This window comes from Flavobacterium soyae, assembly GCF_021245985.1.
In the GTDB taxonomy this organism is placed as follows: domain Bacteria; phylum Bacteroidota; class Bacteroidia; order Flavobacteriales; family Flavobacteriaceae; genus Flavobacterium; species Flavobacterium soyae.
In genome coordinates this window covers 43,476-63,813 of the sequence record NZ_JAJQXA010000015.1, presented here as the reverse complement: position 1 = coordinate 63,813, position 20,338 = coordinate 43,476, and the positions used below count along the sequence as shown (strand labels likewise).

10 protein-coding genes are annotated in these 20,338 nt (G+C 36.1%); all 10 read right to left on the bottom strand.

Annotation, left to right across the window (positions count from 1 at the left end; all coding sequences use genetic code 11):
- Window positions 1-77 precede the first annotated feature (77 nt).
- The 10 genes from LUU93_RS17280 to LUU93_RS17235 all read right to left on the bottom strand — a co-directional run bounded on the left by LUU93_RS17280 (window position 78) and on the right by LUU93_RS17235 (window position 19,926).
- A complete protein-coding gene (locus LUU93_RS17280) occupies window positions 78-1,940 on the bottom strand; it encodes a sialidase/neuraminidase family protein (RefSeq protein ID WP_232682417.1) in 1,863 nt (620 codons plus the stop codon).
- 182 nt (window positions 1,941-2,122) lie between these two features.
- The gene (locus LUU93_RS17275) at window positions 2,123-3,040 is read right to left on the bottom strand and encodes a glycoside hydrolase family 43 protein (RefSeq protein WP_232682416.1); all 918 of its coding nucleotides are present in this window, start codon (window positions 3,038-3,040) and stop codon (window positions 2,123-2,125) included.
- A gap of 266 nt (window positions 3,041-3,306) precedes the next feature.
- Window positions 3,307-4,875: a glycoside hydrolase family 28 protein gene (locus LUU93_RS17270; protein ID WP_232682415.1), complete on the bottom strand. Its 1,569-nt coding sequence runs from the start codon at window positions 4,873-4,875 to the stop codon at window positions 3,307-3,309.
- Between the two features lie 222 nt (window positions 4,876-5,097).
- Window positions 5,098-6,504: a glycoside hydrolase family 140 protein gene (locus LUU93_RS17265; RefSeq protein ID WP_232682414.1), complete on the bottom strand. Its 1,407-nt coding sequence runs from the start codon at window positions 6,502-6,504 to the stop codon at window positions 5,098-5,100.
- A gap of 177 nt (window positions 6,505-6,681) precedes the next feature.
- Window positions 6,682-9,834 carry a DUF6298 domain-containing protein gene (locus LUU93_RS17260; RefSeq protein ID WP_232682413.1) on the bottom strand — a complete coding sequence of 1,051 codons (3,153 nt, stop codon included), beginning with the start codon at window positions 9,832-9,834 and terminating at the stop codon, window positions 6,682-6,684.
- Window positions 9,835-10,136: 302 nt separating this feature from the next.
- The gene (locus LUU93_RS17255) at window positions 10,137-11,843 is read right to left on the bottom strand and encodes a polysaccharide lyase (RefSeq protein ID WP_232682412.1); all 1,707 of its coding nucleotides are present in this window, start codon (window positions 11,841-11,843) and stop codon (window positions 10,137-10,139) included.
- 55 nt (window positions 11,844-11,898) lie between these two features.
- Window positions 11,899-12,585: a DUF3826 domain-containing protein gene (locus LUU93_RS17250; protein ID WP_232682411.1), complete on the bottom strand. Its 687-nt coding sequence runs from the start codon at window positions 12,583-12,585 to the stop codon at window positions 11,899-11,901.
- A 128-nt stretch (window positions 12,586-12,713) separates the two neighbouring features.
- A complete protein-coding gene (locus LUU93_RS17245) occupies window positions 12,714-14,426 on the bottom strand; it encodes a polysaccharide lyase (RefSeq protein ID WP_232682410.1) in 1,713 nt (570 codons plus the stop codon).
- Between the two features lie 124 nt (window positions 14,427-14,550).
- Window positions 14,551-16,533: a RagB/SusD family nutrient uptake outer membrane protein gene (locus LUU93_RS17240; RefSeq protein WP_232682409.1), complete on the bottom strand. Its 1,983-nt coding sequence runs from the start codon at window positions 16,531-16,533 to the stop codon at window positions 14,551-14,553.
- Between the two features lie 18 nt (window positions 16,534-16,551).
- Window positions 16,552-19,926: a SusC/RagA family TonB-linked outer membrane protein gene (locus tag LUU93_RS17235; protein ID WP_232682408.1), complete on the bottom strand. Its 3,375-nt coding sequence runs from the start codon at window positions 19,924-19,926 to the stop codon at window positions 16,552-16,554.
- Between the last annotated feature and the right edge of the window lie 412 nt (window positions 19,927-20,338).

Below are 20,338 nucleotides of genomic sequence, written 5' to 3'. Positions count from 1 at the left end.
AGTTAATCGACAATCATTGTCGAGCTACTTGTGTGATCCTTCCTTCGTCAGGATGACAAGATTACGGTTATTCTACTCTACAACTTCTTCGTAATCAACGATTCGATATTAAATACTGCTTCTGGGATTAATTTTCCAGTTTGAGGCAGGTCGTCGTAATCGTCTGTATCTGGCTCGGTGTCTGGATTTGGCGTATGTCTTTGCTCTCCTGTGCGGAACATGATTCGCTCAAAACCATCTGTTGGCGCATAAAATATCTTTGTTGATTCTTTTTCGTCGTTTACTTTCACAGTGTACGAACGATTTTTAGCATCTAATTTTACCGCAACTTTATACGTTTTATTCGCTTCATATTTGGCAATGGTATTAAAACGTGCTCCCATTTTTACTTTTAATTGTCCGTCGCTGTCAAAAACCAATCTTACAGAAGGCAGACCTTGTTTATTTTGGAATTCAATCTGTAATAAACCATGATCGTTTTGCTCCGGTTTTACTGTGAAAACGGCTTCCATTTTTGATGCAAAAGGAATAACTCTTTCAGCACGTGAATAGTCAAAATAATCCTGATCTCTTAAAGTCAGCCATTTCTTACCATCAGCTTTCTTTTCGATTTTTGTTGATGCCCAAGAAAGGTCGTACGTATTCCATAATTTTAATTCTTGTCCGTCTGGAAGATTATTGAAAACGTCATTTACATTTTCGGTTACTACCGAAGTAACAGGAACGGGAATCGATGCCACCCAAATATCCTCTTTATTCATACTATAACCCACCCAGATTTTTCCGTCTGGCGGAGTTCCGTTCTTTTCTGTAATTCCGCGAACGTATTGAGGACCTGCCGATTTGTAATTTCCACCATAACGCATCGGACTTACTTCTCCGTGCACCAACAATAAATCTTTATAATTTAAACCGTCGTCACTTGTAGAAATTGCCAATGGCCAACGGTATTCTGATGGATTATAAAACGTTGCATAACGATTGTCTGACGTTTTTTGTCCCCAGATTTTAGCATTGCTGTTTACAAATCCTGGCGCACGCAATGGCATATAATCCCAAGATTTTCCGCCGTCTCTACTGATGGATGTTAAAGCATGTTTCCATAAACCAACGACATTTCCGTTTGGCAAATGGTAATAACTAAACGCTTTGTACGGTTTCTGTAACGGAATCAATTCATCATCACGATCGGCTTCTTCCACCCATTGCTGTAAAACCAAAGGTTCTAATAAAATTTCTTCGCAGGCTTTTTTCAAACCTTTATCTTTTGATGCGGTATAAAATGGGAATTTCGATTTCGATTTATCCCACGTTTTGTTGTATCTAATGAAATAGATTTCGCCGAAACTTCCGTCTTTCTTGATTTCACGAATTACACGTCCAATTCCTTTTCCATCGTTTGGATCGTCTTTTTCATCCATTGCGATTCCGTAATACGCTAATGCAAAAAGTCGGTTGTCTTTAGACGTATAAAACCCCATTCTCTGGTGCATAATTGCATCCAGATTTTTGGCAACGCCTTCAACTCCTTCTTTCTTCCATCCGTCAGGAATTCTATAAATTGGGAAAATCACTTCTGGTTTAGTCCACGTTACACCGTCTTTAGAAGTCATTAATAAAGTTTGACTTGGCGGAATATGTTCGCCCGAAGGATCGCTTAAATAATGCAGATAAAAGGTATTATTCCAATACGCCATCATCGGCTGGTGGTTGTATGTCCATCCAAATCCATCTGCTTTTTCAGGGTGTTCACGACTTGCACGCATAATTTGCGTAGCGTGAACCCCAACCGCTGGACTTAACTGTCCGTGATGATAATCGATGTTTGAAAGTGTTTTTCCAACATAACGCACTGTGTCGTTCTGCGCATTTACAGCCGTGCTAGCCAAAAGGATTGTGGCTGTGATGATGTTGGTTTTTATGTTTTGGAAAGCAATCATTTTATTTATTTTTTTGCCACAGATTACACAGATTAAAAAAGATTATTTTTTATCTGCTTGATCTGCTAAATCTCCGGGAAGAATTTACTCTCGCAGATTTAGCAGATTATGCAGATTTATATTTTTAATTCTCAGATCTTAAAAAAAATCCTTTTAATCCGTGTAATCTGTGGCTATATAATTTATTTTCTATCAATTAATCCTTTTAAAACGTCCGCAGAGATTGTTGTAATCGTTCCGTGCTTGTGTCCTTCAGGAAGAGTTATTTTTGATGAAACATCTTCAAAATGAACAAAATCTGTTGTACTTAACGCTTTATAATTTTTTGAACCGTAATTGTCATAATATAACAACCAGTTTTTACCAACTTTAACTACCGTTGGACCTTCAGATAAATATTCGGTTAAAGGCTTTGAAGGTTTTTCAAATGGCCCTAAAGGCGATTTTCCGAAAGCTACTTTTATGTTTCGCATCGGTCTTGTATTGTCTTTTAAAACTAAAACGTAATCTTTTTTGCTTTTTTTGACGATCACACAATCAATTACACTGAAACCTGGATCGTAATATAATTTTGTATCTGAAAAAGTTTTGAAATCCTTAGTCGTTACATAATACATTCTGTGGTTGTTTTTCTCTTCTTCCACTCCTTTTGGATATCTAAACGGAATTGTCGATGCCCAAATAATAATGTATTCTTTTTTTACATCATCATAAAAAATTTCCGGAGCCCAAACATTTACCACTTCTGGTTCGTTTTTCATTACCGGGATATATTGTTGTTCTGACCAATGAATCAGGTCTTTTGAACTGGCGTAACCAAAACCGTTTCCGCCTTTCCAGTCGGTTGTCCAAACCATGTGATACGTTCCATCTGCTCCTTTTGTGATGGACGGATCACGCATGATTTTACTAGCTCCGATTTCTGGCTTTAAAAATGATCCTTCTAATCCTTTCCAGTTGTAACCGTCTTCACTGTACGCCAAATATAAACCTCCTGTTGCGGGTTCTCTAAATGACGTAAAAAGATATAAATCTTTCTTTTTCTGTCCATAAGTTATGGCAAAAAGTGAAAGGATTACTATGATGAATATTTTTTTCATGCTTTGTTTTTCTTTCCTGCAAGGTTTCCAAAACCTTGTAGGTATATTTTATGTTTAATTCAGAATTCTACTGATTGCAAAAAAGCCTAATCTTTCTCTTTAGCCCCGATTGCAGTGGAAATCCTTTTGTGTCTCGTTTCTTTAACGAGATACAAAAGATTGTAACGGAAAGCGGGACGATGCTTCCAAAAATGCCTATTGTTTCTGCTTCTAAAAATAATTATTAAATACCTACAAGGTTTTGGAAACCTTGCAGGAACGTGGAATTATTCTGTAATTGCTTTTTTATCTAAATCTTTTCCCTTTTTAACAGCTGTTGTTACATTGTTGAACACATTATTTTTTAAGAAAATGTTTTTAGTGTCTTTTCCATCGGCCTCGATAAAAATATCGGTTGGATTGAATGGAAAATTATTGTTGATCAGCACATTTGAAACATTATCTAATTTGATAACGGGAACTCCTTTTATGGCTGTTGAAGATCCAACGTTGTCTAAAATTATATTTTTTGAATCTGAAATTTTGAAAGAAGAACCTACTGTTGCATTTACTTTTACATCGTGAAATTCAACGTCTGTGGCTGTACTTACCGTAAAACCTTCTTTTCCGTCCATATTGATATTCGAGAAAGTGATGTTTTGAATTGGCATTTCTGTAATTCCCAAAATCTGTCCAGCTTTGTTTACGTTTGAAGCTGTAATATTACTCATGTGGATATTTCTGAAAAGTGGTGTTTTCTCGGTTACTGGCTCAACCTGAGTTCCTTTATCGTAAAAAAGGCTTAATACAATGGCTTCTTCTTTGATATTTTTCATGACGATATTATCGACACGAATATCTTCTACAACACCGCCTCTTCCGCGAGCCGATTTGATACGGATTCCTCTGTCTGTTCCGTCAAAAACACAGTTGGATATCGTTATTTTTTTGATTCCGCCCGACATTTCGCTACCGATAACCACTCCGCCGTGACCGCTTAACATCGTACAATTTGTGATGGTTACATTTTCTGTTGCTTTTCCGTATTTACGTCCGTCGCCGTCTCTTCCTGATTTAATCGTAATACAATCATCTCCAACGCTGATATGACAGTTTGAAATGTGAACATTGGTGCAAGAAGAAGGATTGATTCCGTCTGTATTTGGCGAATGCGGATTAAAAATTGAAATTCCGTTAACCGTTACATTATCACAGAATTCCGGGTTGATTGTCCAAAAAGGTGAGTTTTTAAAAGTTACACCTTCAATTAAAATATTTTTGCAATTATAAGCCTGAAAGAAAGAAGGTCTGAAAAATTTCTTGTCAACCGTTCTCTTGTAGTAAGGTTCTGTGTAAAGACCTTTATTTTGCTCTTCCCACATGGTTTGATATTTGGTTGGAGGAAGCGGTTCTTTAGCTGTTTCGATTCGGTACACCTCATTCCACCACGCTTTTCCTTGTCCGTCGATTACTCCTCTTCCTGTGATGGTGATATTTTCTACGTCTTTTGCATAAAATAAGGGCTGGAAACTTTTCATTACAATTCCTTCGTAACGCATTTCTACGTAAGGCAGAAAATCATCAAAGTTCTCTGAAAACTTTAAAAGCGCTCCAGAATCTAAGTGAATCGTGATGTTGCTTTTTAATGTTAAAGCTCCTGTCAAGTATTCTCCCGCAGGAAAAAAGATAGTACCTCCGCCGTTTTTAGATGCTTTTTCAATGGCGTTCTGAATGGCTTGAGTACATTTTATTCCTTTGTTGTTTCCGCCTTCGTTTAGGATGTTTAACCAGCCGTCGTTTGCGAAAGCAGTGTTTAATCCGGTTATGAAGCAGAGTATTATTAGTATGTTTTTCATAGTTGTGTTTTTTGGTTTCACGCAGATCTTGCAGATTGTGCAGATTTTTTTTTTGCCACTGATTAAAATGATTAGCACTGATTCTTTACTCTCATTTTTGGCATTTCGACGTAAGGAGAAATCCTCGTTAGTAGCTCGACATGCTTGAGCAACTTTGTAGAGTTTCTTGCGAAGATTCTCCTTACGTCGAAATGACAAGATTGTGCTTAGCTGTTGAGAATCTTATTCCTCTGATTCTAAAATTAAAACCCAATCATTTCCATCTTCTTTTTTTCCGCTGGGTTGAAAATCTTTTACTCCCTTATTTTCAAATGTTCCAATTTCTTTACGTTGTCCATCTCTTGGGTTGTACCATGAAGCATAAACATTATCTCCTAAAACTTTTCCCATATTGATAGAAATTTTTCTCCCGTTATAGGTATAAATTAGAGCAAAATTCACTCCTCTTATTGCCGCTAGATAGTCGTATTTTTCACCTTGATTAGCAATTAAACTTTGATCTGGAATACGATCTGGAGAACTATATCGTTCCATTAATTTCTTAATGTAAACCATTTCTTTTGCTCCTTGCGCATTGATCGCCGATGTCCATAATTCTTTGTTTCCGTAAGCTGGTTTATCGCCTTTTCTGAACATTTGCATTACGGCGTTGTGCCCATATGTGTAACCTGCTGCGCCTGATAAAACCGACCAATATCCGTAACGGCGAACATCGCTTGCTGTCCATTTTGGTTGAAGCGTATCGTGCAAACCGTGTGGAATTCCTTCGTAAGATGGTTCACCGTCAAGTGTTGGTTTTGTTGGTTTTAATTCGAAATCTCTTAGAACGAATTTATAATTGTCTTCTTTGAAATTCGTTTTTACTGAATCCTGATCGTATCTTCTGTGTCCTGATTGGAACATGTTGAAATCTAACCATTTTTCGTTGTGGAAATTCTCTGAAGAATCGGTTCTTCCAAACGGGTGAAAAGTCACTAACTGGTTTGGATTATTGGTTTTTAAAGTATTTCCGATGGCATTCCAGATATCCTGAAATTCATTTCCATGTGTGTCACCACCGTTTAACCAAATTACATTGGTTCTATTTTTATATCTATTAGCTAAGAACTTAGCATATTCAGTTGCCTGTTCTTTGCTTACTTTATTTCCTTTTGAAACGTTGGTTCCCCAAACTGGAACCATAGCAACGTAAATTCCGTTTTTCTGGGCCACGTCTAAAGTGTAATCTACGTGATCCCAGTAATCGTATTGCTTCGCATCTTTGAAATCATTTCCTGCTGTAATCAACGGTTTTGAAACGTCTTCGTTGATTAAAGCAGCATCGCCGTAAACGTTAACGGCGTTGATGTTGTGTAAAACCATTACTTGAACAACATTGAATCCTTTGTCTTTTCTGTCTTTAAAATATTTGTCAATTCCTGCTCTGTCCAATTTTCCGAATGCCAGCCAGCCCGTGTCGCCTAACCAGAAAAATGGTTTTTCGTTTTCGGTAACAAAATAATGCTGATTTTTAGATACTTTGATTTCAGGCAGAGATGCTTTTGTTTTGGCAGATTGCGAAAATCCGCTTTGTGCTGTCAACATAAAGCTTATACTAAGAGCGTATAAAGATTTAATTTTCAGATTCATTTTGGTTTGTTTTTGAATTTATGTTTTTTGGCTGGCCACTGATTGAACTGATTGAACGGGTTTGCGCTGATTTATTTATTCTCTCGCAGATTTGGCAGATTTTTTTTAAAATCCGTAATCTTTAATTTTTAATTATTATCTGTGTTAATCCGTTTTATCAGTGTCATCTGTGGGCAATTATTTCTTCACTATAAAAAGCACTTTTTCTTTTATTTCGGATTGCGGAATTGTCACTTGTTTTCCTCGGCTGACGCTGGCTTTTTTCGTTATATTTCCTGTTGTTGCATTAATTGCAAATACTTCAAATGTTCCTTTTTCGTTTGATAAATCGATTGTGATATCTTGATCGTTTTTCAAATAAAAAAGATAGCTTTTTCCTTTGTTTTCTAACTTCCAAAGATTGTCTGAAAACGTATTTCCGTCAACTAATTTCATTTCGCTTAAAGCGGTATAAAACTGAGGCAATTCGATTTTCGGAATGTTTGGTAATGAAGCTCCCGCCATTAAAGCCGGCCATCCAAATCTTGAAGAACCGTCTGTTGAATATAAAATGACTTTTTCAGGATATTTTTCTCGATATTCACGAACGGCACGATATACTTGATTATCTGTTTCTTTTCCTGTTTTTAGTTTTCTGGCGTGCTGTCTTGGGGCTAAATTTACGCCTCCCTGTGGAGCGTAAGCTGAGCCGTCTTCTTTGTAATACCAATAACGAATATCGATTACATCAACGGTTTTATTTCTTTTAGCATCATTTAAAATAGCATCCTGAACGTCTTTTGTAGCACTTAAACCTATTAAGCCTTTTTTACCCGTTTCGTCTTTCCACTTTTGGGCTTGGTCTAACCAAAATTCCATAAAATGTAACGGACCTGTATACTCGGCACTTGTCAATTGAATTACGTTGCTGTTTTCCTGAAAGTTTTCGAATGATTTTCTGATGAAGCCTTCATGTAATTTTCTTCTTTGCGCATTCGTAATATCATAAAACTGCTCTGCCATAAAAATACGCTTATCTCCTGCGTAAGGCGGTGGCTCCGGAAATCCTGTGCTGTTGATATTATTTGCAGAACGCCAAGGTGAACTTGCCCAATGCGCTCCAGCTTCTAAAATGTTATGCTGAAAATATTGCTGATTGATTAACAATTGTCCGTTTGGTTCTGCTAATGTTGCAAACTGCGCTAAACGGCTCCAGTACCAATCGTTGAATTTTGTCAAATCATATTTACTTAAATGATCCCAAGCAAAATCTTTTCCGCTTCTTGCGAAAGGCTGTTCGTAAAACGGAGGCCAAACATCGTCATCAATTCGGCGTACACGTTGGTGATCGTCCATTCTTCTGTCGTACCATAAACCATAATTATGCTCTAAGGCAACGATATTGTTTTTAGTTAAATAATCTACTGTTTCCTGTACTTTATCGGTCAATCCGTTTCCTGTTCTTCCTGGAACAAAACGCGTGATATGCGGAGTTGATTTGTTTACGAAATCATCGGTTAAATCTCCTCTCCACCAAGCAACGTTCGTTTGTTTTCCTGCAATTACTTTTCCATCAAAAGTCAACCAGCCATTTTCTGTGATTACTTTTGAAGTTGATTTTTCTGTTTTATTTGGAACAACTTTTAAGTCATTTGCATTTTTTAAACCTTTACTATCTGTATTAATTGGATTTGCTTTTGAAGCTTCTGCAATCAATTCCTGTAAACTTTTTGCCGTTGTAGCAGCGTTTTTAGTCAATTCTTCCGCCACTTCTATACTCGGACTTGAAGAAGCTTCTGAACCTAAATCATAGATAAATGGCTGAACAGGAAGTTTTCCTAATCTGGCTTCTAGTTGTGTGTAGAATAAACTTCTTGGACTGATATGTTCGTTTACGTTTTTCCAATGTCCGTTTCCTCCAAATTGTCCCCAAACTCCAAAAGCCCAGTTTTGTGCTGTTGGCGGACTATAACATTCTACTTTTGAGGCCGATGATTCCCAGATTACAGAATTAGCTGCTGTCCATCCTGCGCCTCTTCCGCCTTGTTCTCTGTTGTTATAACTTAATGCTTTTCCGTCGATATTGGCAATGTCAAATAAAACTCCTGTCGCCCAGCTTCCGATTGCGCCACTGTTTTCGAATGGTAAATGTGATTCGCACTGTACAAAGGCATTTGGACCTGTTGTTCCAAATCCGCCAACGGCAAAATCATGATATCCAAATTCTGAATAACAGCGTTGAAATAAAGTCTGCTGACCTTCAGTATAAAAAGTATGTCTTCTGAATGAAGCGATTTCTGAAATTGGTTCTGTGGCAATACAATCTTCAACTGTAATTTGCTGACTAGTTTTTAAAATCGTAACGGCTCCGCCTGCAAAATGCTTGAAATTTACTTGTTTTACCCAAGCATTTCTGGTATTTTCAATGCTGATAGCCTGCCATCTATGTTCTTCGTCTTTTAAGTTTGAAGGATTATAAGTTGATTTTATTAAGATATTTTCAATTCCGATATGCTCAATTCTTCCTGCCCATGAGTAAACGGTTACTTTTGAAGTTCCAAAAACATCATCTAATGACATTGTTATTGGAGCGTTTACCGTTACTTCGTTGCCATTGATTTTGGTTACGACACGATTCCAAGTTGTCGTCCAATCACCTTTTTTCCAGCCAATCCAAGAAGTTTCTCCACCGAAATCTTGCATATTTACTTCTTTAATGAAATTATCCGTTAAAGGTTTACTGATTTCGATTTCGTCACCAACTTTTAATTTTGATGTGTTTTTTAACTGAATTTTCTGAGTTCCAAGTGGTGTATAGGCATTTCCAAATTCAAATGAATCTTTATACACTTTATCGTTTACACCTAAAATTCTAATTAAAGCTTCTCTTTCTAATCCGGTTCCTAAAAGTACGGTTCCGTTTTCAGAATTGCCGCTTGCTCTTAAAACAACTCCCGATTTTCTGATATATAATGTTCCGCTGATTTTGAAAGTTCCTTTGTCTAACAAAACTGCTCCACGAAATCCTGATTTATCTGGTTTTAATGCACTGACATAATCAATTGCATTTTGGATTTTCTGCGTTGCATCTTCTTCTTGTTTCGAAACAAAAATTTTGTTGTCTAGATTCGGAAGCGCAACTTCAGAATTTCTGTATCCTGCAAAAGAAAAATCAGGGATTTGATCTCCTTGACTATCTGTTGTGAAAGAAAGTTTGCCTTCTTTGGTTTTGATAATGTCTGGGAAATTGTTTTGGGCTGTGATGTTTATACTGAAAAGCATCGCCAAACCAGATAAAACTATTTTATCTTTTTGAAGAGAGATTGTATTTTTTAACTGGATAAAATTCACCTTATTATTTTTTTAGACTTTAAAATTAAACCATATAAGTAATATAAACTCATATAATTTTTAGGTTTGTCTTTTTCCACAATCTTGTCATTTCGACGAAGGAGAAATCGCACTAGAAACTCCACTCTGAAAATCGCCAATCTTTGTCGAATTACTTGTGTGATTTGCTTCGCCTATTCGCTATCGCTCGGGTCTCCTTCGTCGAAATGACAAACTAGATGGATATTCTTTGCGTAATTAAACCTGACAGGTTTTGAAAACCTGTCAGGTTGGTGTTTAGAATATTTAACTGATTAAAATCATTATTGTAATAAAGACTTTAACTTAGCCAATGTATCCGTATTATTTTCGATTTTCGTCCAATCTGTTTTACTGTTTGGATCGATACCGTTAAAATATTTTTCGATGTTGGTATATCCGTCTCCGTTTGCATCTTTATTCGCATCTGAAGCATCGTTTGGATTTAAACCATATTTCTTTTCCCAAGCATCTGGAATTCCATCATTATCTGAATCTTTATAAGCTTTTCCTTTGTAAGTTGGATATCCGCCAACTTGATCTGGGTGTGTAATTATTCCTTTTTTATAAGAATCAGCTGGTAATCTTCTTTTGATATATTCTTTTCCAATATTATTCTCTAAACCGTCTTTAACTTCGATTTTTCCAGTTTTAACTTGTTTGATAATTCTTTCGTCAACTGCATCTCTCTTCGGAATTGTCGCCCCAACATTCGTCAAAACAAAATCATAAGCTTCTTCTGCCGACATGATATTAAATTTTGGCATTGAGAAAGGTTTTGGCTGTTTAATAGCTGCTAAAAATTCTTTCGTTTCTGCTTCTGGAAGGTTTTCCAATTGTACGCCACCATTCCAGTTGTCTGCTGTAACTTCTGGAGAACCAACAATAAAGTTTCCTGAAACATACGCCCTTCCGTATTGTTTTGGTTCAATATATCCAGATTCAGGTTTTACAATTCTATGTGAAATAGGTTCGTTTTGTGGCGTTATTGGTCCTGGTTTAAAATAGTTGTTGATGATATTCAACATCGAACGATAATCACCGCCGTCAAGTGTACGATTCCACCAATTGAATACTACGTTATTCACAAAATTAAAGTCGCCATACATTCCGATAGAAGCATTTCTTGAAATGTTGTCAGCCCATAAGTTGCGCATAAAAGTACTATTTAATCCGCCAATTGTACTTCCGAAAGCGTGATTGTAAGTGTCTAAGCCTTCTGATGAAATAGTGTTTTGAATTGTGATATTACAAGCCGGTAATTTTTCCAGTTTTGATTTTGCATTAGCTGCAAATTGATGTCTGTATAAAGAAATATTTTCGTCTAATCCCCAGCTTACAGAGCAGTGATCAACAATGATATTTCCCATTGGATTTCCACCCAATGCATCGTCTCTTCTTGTTACTTCAGTTGCTCCACGACGGAAACGCATATGGCGAATAATAACGTCGTGTGTATCAATTTCTAAAGTTTCTCCGGCAATACAAATTCCGTCACCAGGAGCGGTTTGTCCAGCAATGGTTACGTAAGGCGCACGCATGCTGATTCTTTTTTTCAACTGAATGATTCCTGAAACATTAAAAACAATTGTTCTTGCTCCAACGGCCTCACAAGCCTCACGAAAAGTTCCTTTTCCGCTGTCTTCTAAACTTGTAACCACAAATATTTTTCCGCCACGTCCACCTTGTGTATATGCTCCACCGCCTTCTGCACCTGGGAAAGCAGGAATGTCAGCAAAAACAAAATCTTTTGGATAAGATGCCCAAGGCAAATAAGGTTTTCCTTGTTTTGCTTCTTCTTTAATTATATGAAGATTAGCATTCCAGATTTCGCTCAGCCTTTTTTCTTCGTCAGCTAAAATAGCATCGGCTTTTTCCTGAACGGGTTTTGGAATTACGGGATATTGGGCATAAGCCGATGATACAAGAGAACAAAATGACAACGCCATAAATGTTCTTTTTAAAGTATGGTTTGGAAAAATATTTTGCATTGAATTGTGTGTGGTTGTAGTTAATAGTTGCAATAGAAAGTTTTAAAAGAGTAAATTATTCTTTTGCAGTCGAATCTTTTACTTTATTCTTTTCTCTTTGTTCAACACGTTCGTGCCAATCTTTACTTTCTTTATTTAAATCGTAACCTTGTTTTGATAAATAGTTGTTGATTCTTCCTTTGTATTTACCAAACCAGCCGTGTTTTTCTTTAGAAGAACCTGCGTCCATTGCATGTTCTCTTGCTTCAACTAAAGCTTTGTAGATATAATCTTTTTGTTCTGCTGTTAAGTTTGGAAGCATATCGTTGTAACCTGCAACCGTAATAGGAAGCACACCATACGTCATTCCGTCTTTCACTTCAGTGATTTTATCTTCAGACAATTCTTTGCTTAATTTTTTGATATAAGATTTATGCAGTTTTGCAATTGACTTGTCTGCATTTGCTTTCAACTTGTCAATTTTCTCGTTTTGTTTTTCTTTAGCTAAAGAAGTATCTTCTTTTACTTTTTTTATTTCAGCATCTCTTCCGTCCTGAATTTCAGTTAAATCTCTGAATTGCTGCGCGATGATATTTGAAACTGCTTTTTCTTTTGCTTCGTTTTTCAAATCTAATTTGGTAACAATTTTTGCAGCTCTTTCGTTAGTAACTTTTACATATTCAGGATCTAAATGCTGTTGTGCGATATTACTCCCAAACACTAAAAACATCATTAAAACACCTATATTTTTTATTAATTTCATCTTAATAAATTTTATGAATTACAATATTTAATCTGCCTAATCTGCTAAATCTGCGGGCTAATTTTTTTCTCTCGCAGATTTAGCAGATTTGCAGATTTTTATTCTGCTGTTTCTAATCTCGCCGATTCTTATTTTAAATCTAATAAAGGTCTAACTAATGTTTCTTTGTTATTAGCTAAATCTTTCCAATCTACTTTTATGGCAGGATTTACACCGTTGATGTAATCTTCAATATTAGTATATCCGTCTCCGTTTAAATCTCCTTGAGCATCTGATGGATCGTTCGGGTTTAAACCGTATTTTTTCTCCCAAGCATCCGGCATTCCATCTTTGTCAGTATCTACATAAGGTTTTCCTTTGTATTCTGGATATCCTCCAACTTGCGAAATATCGGTAATAATTCCTTTTTTATAAGAATCCATCGGTAAACGTCTGTGTTCGAATTGGTAGAATTCTTTTTTCTCTAATCCTTTAGCATATTCTGGAACTCCAGTTTTTACAGTTCTTACGATTCTTTCGTCCACTTTATCTCTAATTGGCAGCGTTGCTCCAACATTTTTAAGAACAAATTCATATGCTTCGTCTGCTTTCATGAATGGACGAAACCATGGCATTGGAAAAGGTTTAGCTGCTTTCATTTTAGCAAAATATTCTTTTGCTTCATCGTAAGTCATTAATTCCCCTTTTTTATTCTCTAACTGAATTCCGCCATCCCAGTTGTCTTTAGTTACTTTTTCGTTTCCGTCAATAATATTTCCGTTTACGTAAGCTCTTCCGAAAACCACATAAGGCAATTTACTTCTTCCCGATTCTGGTTTTAAAATTCTATAACTGATTGGCTGAGTTAAATCGGTTACAGGACCTGGTTTGTAGAAGTTGTTGATGATGTTGTAGTTCGCCGTATAATCGCCTCCATCTGTAGATCTGTTGTACCAATTGAAAACTACGTTATTTACAAAATTGAAAATTCCGTTCCAACCAATAGAAGGGTTTCTTCCTGCATTATTAGCCCACATATTTCTCATAAAAGAGCAGTTTTCTCCACCTAAAGTACTTCCAAAAGCATGATTGTAAGTATCCAAAGCTTCTCCGAATAAACTGTTTTGGATCGTAATATTTACCGTTCCCACTTTAATATCTGGGTAACCTGGTCCTGGATTGTACATGTGTCTGTAAATTGACATATTTTCGTCTAATCCCCAAGTTGCAGAAACGTGGTCGATCATGATGTTTCCAACAGGATTTCCTCCAATAGCATCGTCACGACGCCCAACAAAAGTTTCTCCACGACGGAAACGTACGTGTCTGATAATTACATCATGCGTATCAATCCAAGTTGATTCTCCTGCAATACAAATTCCATCACCAGGAGCAGTCTGTCCTGCAATAGTAATGTAAGGCGCACGAATAATCAACGGACTTTTTAATCTGATAATTCCAGCAACATTAAATACCACTATTCTCGCTCCCCCTTGCTCGCAAGCTTCACGCAATGTTCCTGGTCCACGGTCTTCTAGACTTGTTACTGTGTAAACTTTTCCACCACGACCACCAAATGTGTACATTCCTCCACCTTCAGCACCTGGGAAAGCAGGAATTTCTGCCTGAGGTAAATCTGTTGGCCTTGCTGCCCACGGAATATAAGGTTTTCCATGTTTTGCTTCTTCTTCAATAACAATTAAAGCTTTTGTCCAAGCTTCATCAGAGAGTCTTTGAGCTTCTTCTTTAATTGCTTTTTCCTGAGCCTGAACTTCTGGACTTATCTTCGGATATTGAGCAAAACATTTTGCACTTCCTAAAAAAAGCAGAGATGATGCGATAAATAATGCGGAATTTTTCATGTTAATTTGTAGTTGTGGTAATTCTTTTTAAACAAATCACCTGTATCTGAACAGAATACAGGTGAAAATTGTCATATGTTTTTTATTCTATAGAAATTCTTTATTTGGGGCATTAAAGATTTATCTATTCCTGGTAGTTATAATCTCCTGTTCCTCCAGAAGCATCACTCCACCCAATTGTTTGTTTCAACCAAGGATTTTGTGTAAGAACTGCAGTCTGCAATCCCATGATGTAATAGTTTGGATTAAATTTGATTTTAACCGCTGCATTATTAACGTTATCCATAGGTGTTGGAGGCGCTGCCAATACAAAATTATCATTATAGAAAGTTGCTAAAGCCGCTAACTGTGTCTGGAAATCAGCTGCATCAGGATCTGCTGAAATACTTGCACGAGCTGAAGCTAAAGGATCTGCAGATGTTGCTGGATTTTTGTATTGCAGATAATTACCTGTTCTTTGAGTACCGTTAATTGGTGTTAATCCCAATTTAGTAACAGTTCCACCAGTAGTACCCGGAAGTGCTGCGTTATCATAAAGCATCCATCTTTGTACGTCCCAGTAACGTTTTCCTTCGTATGCTAATTCAACTCTACGCTCGTATAATACAGCTTCAATAGCAGCATATTTATCTGCTAATATTCCAATTCCGTAATTATTAGCTGAAGAAATACCTACACGGTTTCTGATTTTCCCTAAATAAGCAATAGTGTTTCCTGTTTGTCCTAATGCAGCATAACATTCTGCAATGTTTAATAATAATTCTGCATAACGATATTCTAATATATCATTTCCTGAATATTGAAAATTACTTGAATTTGTTGCCGTTACATCTGTCATTTTTCTTACTAATGCAGGGCTTGTTTCATTATTTGAATCACTATAGAAAGGTTTATTTCCATTTGTACCGTCTAACCAACGGTAAGCCCAAACAGTTGGTTTGGCTGCTTGTTTTTCATCTTTATAATCCCATTTAACACCTGAAAAAGCAAATGTTCTGTAAAATCTTGGGTCACGTTTTATAAAGAAAAGAAATGAATTATAGCCATTTGCAGTTGTTGGTCTTGCGCCATTTTCCATTGGAAATAAATCAATCATTTCTTTTGGAGCCTCCATAGCACCTGTTCCTCCCTGACTGATTAAACGAATTCCTTTTTCCCAAGAGTTATTTACTCCAAGATTGGTATTGTTTGATGATAAAAGCTGTGTTGTAATTGCTTCAGAGCAAAATGCATTGTTACCTAGAACAAACATATTCTGCCAGTCTTTTGCTGAACTTCCGTATAATCCGTATCCTGCTCCAGATAATTCTGTTTCTGCTGCTAATCCGGCTTGCAGCGCTGCATTCCAACGCTCATTCGAACTATCCCAGCTTTTATTAAATAATGGACTTGCATAAGTTAATAATACTCTTGATTTTACTGCAAGAGCTGCGCCTTTTGTAACACGGCCATAATCTGCAGAATTCCAATTTCTTGGCAGTAAACTTGCAGCCATATCTAAATCTTTTACAATTTGAGCAACTACTTCGCTAACTGTCGCTCTTGGCAATTTTATAGATTGATCGTCTGTACTTGGAGTCTGAACTTCTGTTACAATTGGAACACCGCCATATACACGCATTAAATCAAAATATTGAACTGCACGTAAGTAATATAATTGCCCTTTTGCCTGATCGCGAAAAGTTTTATCCAAACTCGCTCCTTTAACATCGATATCTGCAATAAAGGCATTACAATCTCTGATTCTGTTGTAGGGAACGTTATTGATTTTATCTTCAAGCTTACCTCCGTAATAACCAGATGCGTCTGCTGCATTTGTATAGGTAATTGTTGGGTTTATAAGAGGCTGAATTCCTCCTATTTCTTCAGTCATTTTTGAATACGTATCTGTATAAGACCCCACTAAACTTTGTCCAGGAGATTTAAAAGCAGAATAATAATCAAAATAAACGTTGTTGATATACGCTGTAGCTCGTTCCTGACTTTCGTAAAACGAATCGTCAACACTTCCGTAATTTTTCTTTTCTTCCAAAAAATTATCGCTGCAAGAAGTACCAAGCACTGCAAGAAGTGCTATAGTTATATATTTATTAATTTTTAGTTTCATCTTCTTATTGAATTAAAATTAGAATGTAATGTTTAAGGTAACAGCCCAAGTTCTAAGCGTTGGATAATTCTCAGATGAACTATCGTACATATTACGGTAATGATTCGGGTATGGATTGTATAAATCCCAAAGGTTATTACCTGTTACGCCAACTGACCATTTTGAAATTTTAATTTTATCTAAAAGATCTTTTGGTAAATCAAATCCTAATGTTAGGTTTCTTACTGTACAGCGGAAAGTATCTAACTGCCAGAAATCAGAAGGTACTGCAATATAATCCTGATTTGCTAAGTTAGGGTATCTGCCATCTACATTATCATCTGAATACATGTCATTCCAGAAAGTTTCGCGTGCCCACATATTGTGTGTTGATGAAGTTCCTTGTTTTACAACATCAATTGCTCGGTAGCCTCCCCAAGATGTTGCAATCTGCGTTTTGAAGAAAAATGACTTATACCTTGCGCCCAGATTAGTTGTAAAACCGTATGTTCTGTTTCTGTTTACCAATTTCACATAATCCTCGTTTTTAGTAATTTGTCCGTTAGGACCTGCCTGAGTACCATCTGTACTATTAAACTGTCCTGCGGCATCCTCATAAGCCAGCATTCCTTTTCTCATATTTGAAACATTAGAAATACCCATATAATTTGGACTGACACCTGCAGCGGCAGCACGTTCTGTTAAATATGACCAGTAATTTGCAACATCTTCATCTGTACGTAAAATACCGTCACCTGTTGAAGTCCCTTTCCATGTTCTGAATCCCCATTGTGGAAAAAACATAGAACGTCCTGCTTCTGTTAAATTATTTGATGGATGCATTAAAGCAGGTTCCGGAAATTTTTTAACTTCATTATCAGAAAGACCAAAGTTTACACCAGCATTATAAGTAAAGTTTTTATTTACATTATCTTTCCACGTTATACTTATCTCTGTTCCCCAAGAATCTACAGCTGCATAATTTTCTTCGGCAAAACCGCCGCCTACAGAGATTGGAACTCCTACAGCTCCAGCCATACCTGTTAGCATTTCTTTAGATTTGTCGTAGTAAAAATCAGTTGTAATAGACAGTCTGTTTTTTAGTAAAGCCAAATCAAAACCTAAGTTGTTTTTTATTGTTGTATCCCAGCCTACGTTTCTGTTTGGTTCTACTCTAGGCGTTATACCGCTTCCTAAAACTCCTCCGTTAGATCCAAACTGGAATCCTTTATCTGCAATTACATCATAAAGTTTCATCCATCTCCAGGCATTGATATTATCGTTTCCAGTTTTACCAATAGAATAACGAATTTTAAAGAAATCTATAAAAGATACATTATTAGTAAACCAGTTCTCTTTAGATACAATCCATCCTGCCTGAACTGATGGAAAGAATCCCCAATAGTTTTCTGGTGCAAATTTTGTAGAAGCATCACTTCTAAAAAGAAACTGAAGCATGTATCTTGATTTATAACTGTAATTAACACGTCCTAAATAAGATAAAGTTCCCTGCTCACCTTTTAATGCAGTCGAGTTAGTACTTAAAGTACCTGCTGTCTGATATGATCCGCCGTAATCTTTACCTGTATTTTCAAAAGCTAAACGCGTACTTTTAAATTCTGATTCTGAGCGCTCTACAGAGAACATCGCTCCAACTTCATGATTATCAAATGTTCTGTTATAATCTGCAAAGAAGTTGGCCTGAATAGATTTAGAGAAATTGCTATCATAATATACTCTTGCATTACGAACATTAGTTTCAAGTAAATAATCGCCATCAGGATTCGTATTTATATTATAGAAAGTTGGATTTGCTTCACTTGCAAGATGACTATCCTGAAGTTCATAATTTCTTATTCTTACTAAATCGTATGGAAGCTGAACTTGTTCTGTACTTACAGAAGTCTGGCTTCTTGAATATGTTCCTTTAAGTGATAACCCTTTTATAAATGGAACTTTATAATTTAACGACATGTTTACGTTATATGAAAAATCGTTGGTCGTTTGTTTTGAACCATTATTTATCGAAGCAAAATAATTCCATCCTGCAATTGTATTATTTGCATTTGCAGATCCTAAAGTACGATCTGTTCTTGGAAACGGAGACATATAATATTCCTGGCCATTTACCGTAGTCTCCCACGGAATGTATTTTGGCATATGAAGTAAAAATCCGTAATCTGCCTGTTCACCACCTGCAGCAGAACCATAACTGCTGTCATTAATATTTGCAGAAGCTTTAGTGAATGATTTTTCGATATCACCGGAATTACCAGAAACTGCTGCAGAAAAATCTAAAGAGTTGTTGATTTTTGCTGTCATTCCTGTACGGAAATTCCATTTGTTATAATCCTGTCTTCCTAAATTTGCTCCTTGTGTAAAGTAATTAATACCTGCAAAATAAGTTGCTTTTTCAGTTCCTCCGCTTACACTTAAAGTGTGTTTTTGCTGAATTGCCGGTTTCCAGGCTTCTTTTAACCAGTCATAATTCAGATCTTTCATTTCTTCTAATTCAGCATCACTAAATAGATTTGATCCATTAGTACCAATATTGTTAGATCCTCTAAAAAATCTATTAGAGAAAACACCATAATCATAAGCAGACATCGTTTTACTATGACTAACAGCATCATTTACAGCAAACTGACTAAAATATGAAAATGTTGGTACACCGCTTTTTCCTCTTTTAGTTTTAACTACAATTGCTCCCTGAGATGCACGAGAACCGTAAATAGCCGCAGAAGCATCTTTTAAAACCGTCATACTTTCAATCTCCGAAGGATCTAATCTGTTAAATGCATCTAAAGATGGTCTGCCGTTAACCGGGTCAACCTGTATCATATCGTCAATAATGATTAAAGGCGTTTTTGAACTGCCGTCTTTTGAGAAACCATAAGTTTGGCGAATTTCTAAAGAGGATTGATCGCCAGGACGTCCGCCGCCATCAATAACGCTCAAACCAGGAACCTGGCCTCTCAAGGCTTCAGATAAATTTGAAACCGGAAGTTCCTGAATATCTGATGCATTTATTGTAGCAATTGCACCGGTAAGTTTTTCTTTCTTTTGACTTCCGTATCCTACTACTACTATATTTTGTAATTCGTTTGAATCCTCTGTTAGTTTAACATTTACTGTTGTACGGGTTCCAATTGGCACTTCTTGTTTTCTCATTCCGATAAAAGAAAAAACTAAAGTGGCATTTTGTTTTACTTTAATTTGGAACTGACCATTAAAATCAGTCGTAACTGTATTTTTTGTAGATTTCTCAGTTACGTTTACCCCTGGAAGCAATCCAGATACATGATCAGTCACAGTTCCTGTTACTGTTACTTGATTTGAGTTTTGAGCGTAACTCATCACTGTAATCAGGGTAAACAAAAGAAAACTACATCTCTTTAAAAGTGCTTGTTTCATAAATGTTTTGTTTTTTTGGTTAGGTATTAGTGTTAGTTTAGTCATGTTAAATGTGATTCATTTAAATATCATTAAAATTTAAAAAAACTTTAATAGAACTTAAATTAAATGTTAAAAACACATTTATTTTACATACCAAAAATATAACGACGACGAATTAGAACCGTCCTGTTCTATCCTGCTTTACTGGCATTATCTAAAAAAAAACGACTCAAAAAAACAATATTAATAAAAAAAAGAAAGAAAAAATGGACGAAATAGAAAAAACAAGTAATAAGTTTGAGTATAATAAAATAGAAGATCCGCTTTTAAAACAAAAACAGAAGAATTAGCATCAAAAACAAAAAATTCTTGTTTTTTATTCAAAATTCGACAGTCAAGTTCTGTATTTTAATGAGTTAAGTTTATCCCT

Coding starts and splice junctions, on each gene's coding strand:
- LUU93_RS17280 (WP_232682417.1), bottom strand. CDS start 1,940: ATGATTGCTTTCCAAAACATAAAAACCAACATCATCACAGCCACAATC.
- LUU93_RS17275 (WP_232682416.1), bottom strand. CDS start 3,040: ATGAAAAAAATATTCATCATAGTAATCCTTTCACTTTTTGCCATAACT.
- LUU93_RS17270 (WP_232682415.1), bottom strand. CDS start 4,875: ATGAAAAACATACTAATAATACTCTGCTTCATAACCGGATTAAACACT.
- LUU93_RS17265 (WP_232682414.1), bottom strand. CDS start 6,504: ATGAATCTGAAAATTAAATCTTTATACGCTCTTAGTATAAGCTTTATG.
- LUU93_RS17255 (WP_232682412.1), bottom strand. CDS start 11,843: ATGCAAAATATTTTTCCAAACCATACTTTAAAAAGAACATTTATGGCG.
- LUU93_RS17250 (WP_232682411.1), bottom strand. CDS start 12,585: ATGAAATTAATAAAAAATATAGGTGTTTTAATGATGTTTTTAGTGTTT.
- LUU93_RS17245 (WP_232682410.1), bottom strand. CDS start 14,426: ATGAAAAATTCCGCATTATTTATCGCATCATCTCTGCTTTTTTTAGGA.
- LUU93_RS17240 (WP_232682409.1), bottom strand. CDS start 16,533: ATGAAACTAAAAATTAATAAATATATAACTATAGCACTTCTTGCAGTG.
- LUU93_RS17235 (WP_232682408.1), bottom strand. CDS start 19,926: ATGAAACAAGCACTTTTAAAGAGATGTAGTTTTCTTTTGTTTACCCTG.